Origin of the sequence: Chryseobacterium sp., from assembly GCF_022712095.1 — a bacterium.
In the GTDB taxonomy this organism is placed as follows: Bacteria; Bacteroidota; Bacteroidia; order Flavobacteriales; family Weeksellaceae; genus Chryseobacterium.
Genome location: NZ_JALAHD010000258.1, coordinates 1 through 5,332, shown reverse-complemented (window position 1 = coordinate 5,332; position 5,332 = coordinate 1). Strand labels below are relative to the sequence as shown.

The following is a 5,332-nucleotide window of genomic DNA, read 5'->3' as shown; positions in this document are numbered from 1 at the left end:
CATTTGCACCGGTAGAATCTAAAGTGTATACAATGAAAAAAATATTGAGTACTGTCCTTTTCTGTGCCGCCGTATGTTTTTATGCACAGTCGGGAACCATTTCAGGAAACATTAATGATGATAACCTCTCGCTTCCGGGTGCAAAACTGACCTTACAGCCTGGTAATATCTATACAACCTCTGATGAACACGGGGACTTTGTATTTCTTAATGTTCCTGCAGGAAATTATACCCTGAAAGTAGATTATCTCGGATATAGTGAAAAAGAATATCCGATAGTAGTAGATCCAGAAAAAAATACGCGTCAGAACATTACCTTTAGCCGAAAAGAAACCGAAATTAAGGAAGTACAAATAACAGGGATTATTCAGCGAAACCAGGCAAGGGCTCTCAATAAGCAAAAAAATAATGTCAATATCACTAATGTCATTTCTTCGGATCAGGTCGGACGTTTTCCCGATGCCAATATAGGGGATGCCCTGAAACGGGTTCCGGGAATTGCTGTACAGAATGACCAGGGCGAAGCTCGAAACCTTATTATAAGAGGCCTCGCTCCGAATCTGAATTCCGTAACTCTGAATGGAGACAGAATACCTTCTGCAGACGGAGATACAAGAAATGTCCAGATGGACCTGATTCCGTCTGACATGATTTCTTCAATTCAGGTGAATAAAACTCTTACTCCGGATATGGATGCCGATGCCATCGGAGGTTCTGTAAACCTTATTACACGTGCAGCGTCGAACAAAGAAAGAATTTCTGTAACATTAGCAGGAGGCTACAATCCGATCCGGGAATCGGGAAATTATACCGCAGGTCTGGTTTACGGGAATCGCTTTTTTAATAAAAAACTGGGAGCGGTATTTAGCTTTTCCTACAATAATAATACTTTCGGGTCAGATAATATAGAAGCCGAATGGGATACAGCAGATGATGTAGCAAAAACAGTTTACGTAAAAGAATTAGGTGTCCGTTATTATGATGAACACCGGATCCGAAACAGCTTTAATCTAAACCTTGATTATGAGTTTGATGCTGTTAATAAGATTTATGCAAATGCCATGTACAATTGGAGAATAGACAGGGAAAACCGTTTTGCTTTCGTAAGTGAGGTTGATCCTGTTTATAATGATGATGAAACCGAAATCATGGGCTGGGAAGGAAATATCCTTCGGGAGGTTAAAGGAGGAATAGGAACAGACAGAGTGAAAAATACACGTTTTGAGCTACAGAAAGTACAAAATTATGCTCTGGGTGGAGAGCATTTGCTAGGCTCAAAAGTGGACTTTGATTGGGCCGTCAATTATGCCCAGGCAAGCGAAGAAAAACAAGGTGAACGTTATATGGAATTTGAACGTGAAGATGTGGAATTTATCACTAATTTCAACAATCCCCGAGCTCCCGTTATTACACCAATAGGGAATGATGATCTAGGTACTTACGGACTCAGCAACCTTTCACAGGCTGACAGCTGGACAGAAGAAAAAGAGTTCGGAGCTAAGATTAATTTCCGTTTTCCATTTTCCGTTATCAGTGATCAAAAAGGAAGATTGCGTGTCGGTGGCCGCTTTCGTATCAAAGAAAAATTAAGAAACAACAATTATTTTGAATATGAACCCGTCAATGATTTAGGAAGTCTGGGAAATGTACCGACGGTTTATTTGAACGGAAATAATTTTCAGGCGGGAAATTATATCCCCGGAACCTTCGTTAACCCTGTTTTTCTCGGAGGCCTGAACCTTAACGACCCGAACGTTTTTGAATCCGAATCCAAAGCCGATGAATTTGTGGCTTATAATTACAATGCAAAAGAAAATATTTATGCAGGATACATCCGTTGGGATCAGGATTTCAGTGACAAGTTTTCCCTGATTTTGGGAGCCCGTATTGAAAGCACTAAAATAGATTATACCGGAAATTATCTTTTGGATGAAGAAAAACTGGAAGGGCAGATCACCAATACGAATTCCTATATCAATGTTTTACCCAGCGTAACGTTCCGCTACGAACCTCAAGAAGACTTTGTACTCCGGGCTGCCGCTACCACATCTTTGGCCCGCCCCAATTACTATTCTCTTGTGCCTTATCTCAATGTAGTTTCTGAGAATGAAGAGCTCTATGCAGGGAATCCGGATCTTAATGCTACCTATGCCTATAATTTAGATCTGATGGCTGAAAAATATTTCAAATCTGTAGGGATTCTTTCCGGGGGCCTTTTCTATAAAAACCTGAAAGATTTCATCTTCACTTCCGTGAGAGAAAATTATAGCAGAGAAGACTTTGCACAGGACTTTGCAGGGCAGTCCAATCCTATTCCGGAAGGAGAAGACTGGATATTCCGCCGCGAACAAAACGGAGATAATGTAGATATCTACGGTTTTGAAGTTGCTTTACAACGTAATTTTGATTTCATTTATGGGGAATTCTGGAAAGGACTGGGCATTTATCTGAATTATACTTACACTCATTCCAAAGCCAAAGGTATTACCAACGAAGACGGAGAAGAAAGAACAGATGTAGGATTGCCGGGCGCGGCTCCCCATATGTTTAATGGCTCTCTGTCCTGGGAAAACAAGCGTTTCTCCGCCAGGCTGTCTTTCAATTATGCAGCAAGCTATATTGATGAGCTGGGAGGAAATGATTTTGAAGACCGTTATTATGATCATCAACTGTTCCTTGATGCCAATGCTTCCTACAATATTACATCCCAGTTGAGGATTTTTGCAGAAGCTAATAATCTGACCAATCAGCCATTGCGTTACTATCAGGGTATCAAAGAGAGAACAGCGCAGGTAGAATATTATATGCCTAGATTTAATTTAGGGTTTAAGTTCGATTTCTAAAAAGAAATAATGAGGTAAATATCATCTTTATATTATGCATAATTTTAAAATAATTAATAGTAATGAAAACAATAAAAAATCTACTCTTAGTCTCTGCTCCTTTTTTTATCTTCAGCTGTGGAAGCCATGCTCATCTCGGTAAAAAATTAAAACCGACGGTGATTACCGAAAAAGTAGTTTTTGATACCGATGATCCCGCTATCTGGGTTAATTACGAAGATGCAACAAAAAGCATCATCATAGGAACAGACAAAGAAACGAACGGCGGTTTGTACGCTTTTGATCTGAACGGTAAAATCATCAATAAAGTAACCCCGCTTCAGCGCCCGAATAATGTAGATATTGAGTACGGTTTTGTGTTGGACGGAAAAAAAATAGACATCGCAGCAACAACGGAAAGAGAAACCAATAAGGTGAAAATCTATTCGCTCCCCGATTTAAAAGAAGTAGGTGAATTTACTGTATTTGATGGCGAAACAGAACGTTTCCCTATGGGAATTTCCCTGTATAAGAATCCTCAGTCGGGTGATATTTTTGTTATTGTCGGAAGGAAATCCGGACCTTTGGATGGATATTTATGGCAATACAGACTTTCTGAAAATAACGGAAAAATTTCCGGTGAAGTGGTAAGGAAATTTGGAAAATACAGTGGACTAAAGGAAATAGAGAGTATTGCTGTTGATGATGAATTAGGGCTTATTTATTATTCTGATGAACAGTTTGCCGTACATCAGTATTATGCAGATCCGGCGAAAGGAAATGAAGAACTTCTCGTATTCGGAAAAGGAGATTTTAAATCTGATTTGGAGGGTATTTCCATTTATCCAACTTCTGGAAATACAGGCTATATTCTGGTTTCTAATCAGCAGGCAGATACGTTTAATGTTTATCTAAGAGAAAATCCCGGAGCGGGTAGAATTGCAGAAATTCCTTTCTTCACAAAAGAGAGCGACGGTTCGGAAGTAACAAACGTCAACCTCGGACCGCAGTTTCCGAAAGGTGTTTTTGTGGCTATGAGTAACGGAAAGGTTTTCCATTTTTATGACTGGCGGATAATTGAGGAAAGAATTAACATACAGAGAAACTCTCCTAAATAGATGTTTTTGTTCAAAAGTAGTAGGGACGGGAAGAAAGAAAAAATACCCTGAGAATTTACAACAAGGTGTAGTAAATGCTAAATCAATAAGATTAGAATTTTATAAGAATTGCGAAACTAGCAATTAGTAATTCTTAATATCCAAATAATAAATCAGTATATCTAATTGATATGCTGATTTTAAATTTATATGGGCAGATAGGGGAGGAATCGATCCTTTGGCTAACACCTCCAGAAATTTAACGCCGCAAGCTTTAGAGACCCTGGCGGGAGAAATAATGAAAGACTGTCATAGAATATTCCAGCGGGCAGCAGCTGGTTTATTTTGTGGATTGAATATTGTTTGTATCATATATTTATGCCATATTTGTTTTTAGATGCTATTGGTTATAAAATGATTATGGAAATCCAAACTCTGCGAAATCTGATCAGTAAATTAAATTTACCGGAATCCATACTGGAATTGTATGATGGTAATTATAAAAATGGTGACTTACAAAATGATTTTAAAGATCCTTATTCTATACTGAGTCTTACAGAAGAGCAGCAGGATTTTTATTTGGTAAACAGATACCTGCCGATACTGGCTTATACTTTTGAGAAAATTTTGGCTTACGATACTGAAACAAAGAAATATGTAAAGTATAGTATTGAATATTTTAGAGAAGAAAATCTAAAGCCAATTTCCTGGGATTGTTTATTTGTGGATATAGTTGTACAGTGGTGGGAATTGGAATATCCCGATGATAAAATCATAGGATATGGAAAAGAACTGGGCATAAAAAATATAGAATTCATATTAAAGCTGATAAATGAAGGAATTAAAGAAGAGGATATCATTGACAGGATTATGAGTGATTTATAAACCCTCTTAGAAATTGTCTTCATCCAAACAATAATGAATAAATAAAAACCTCCCGGAAATATTCCGGGAGGTTTTATATGTTAGTCGTGTACTTTCTTAAAAAACAGCTCATCCTGTTTTACCTGTTCCAGATAAATCTTCTGAAATTGCTGGGGCATATTTTTATAGATTAAATTCCATTGCTGGCGGTCGGAAATTCTTCTTAAGCTTTCAAAAGACCGTATAAAGATATTTTCAATCAGATCTTTGATATAAGTATTTCCGTTTCTATAAAGCCATTCCATCGTTTTTATTTTTCTGGCGACGATACTGGTTTTGGATTCTTGTAAAAGAGTTTTTAAATAATTAATGGTAGCCTGAATGATTCCGGCTAAATTATCCTGACTGGATAATTGGGTGATCTCGTTTTTAAGAGAAGGATAAAAAACCTTTAAATATTCTACAGCAACTTTATTGTTCACAGTGGGTATCTCAACACTCATCATATTTTAAATATTTTCAAGATATGGTTTTATTGCTGCTAAAACT

4 protein-coding genes are annotated in these 5,332 nt (G+C 37.5%); 3 read left to right on the top strand and 1 reads right to left on the bottom strand.

The annotated features are described in order from the left end of the window. Positions 1-32 precede the first annotated feature (32 nt). From Q0A18_RS13320 to Q0A18_RS13310, 3 genes are all read left to right on the top strand, one after another. Positions 33-2,843, top strand: a complete 2,811-nt coding sequence (locus tag Q0A18_RS13320; protein ID WP_292010641.1) for a TonB-dependent receptor — start codon at positions 33-35, stop codon at positions 2,841-2,843. 62 nt (positions 2,844-2,905) lie between these two features. Beyond that, on the top strand, positions 2,906-3,940 hold the full coding sequence (locus tag Q0A18_RS13315) for a phytase (RefSeq protein WP_292010640.1): 1,035 nt from the start codon (positions 2,906-2,908) through the stop codon (positions 3,938-3,940). 399 nt (positions 3,941-4,339) lie between these two features. Next, positions 4,340-4,804 (top strand): hypothetical protein, encoded by a 465-nt coding sequence (locus Q0A18_RS13310; protein ID WP_292010639.1) that lies wholly within the window; start codon positions 4,340-4,342, stop codon positions 4,802-4,804. 80 nt (positions 4,805-4,884) lie between these two features. Here Q0A18_RS13310 and Q0A18_RS13305 read toward each other — a convergent pair whose 3' ends face one another. Further along, the gene (locus tag Q0A18_RS13305; protein WP_292010638.1) at positions 4,885-5,289 is read right to left on the bottom strand and encodes a hypothetical protein; all 405 of its coding nucleotides are present in this window, start codon (positions 5,287-5,289) and stop codon (positions 4,885-4,887) included. Between the last annotated feature and the right edge of the window lie 43 nt (positions 5,290-5,332).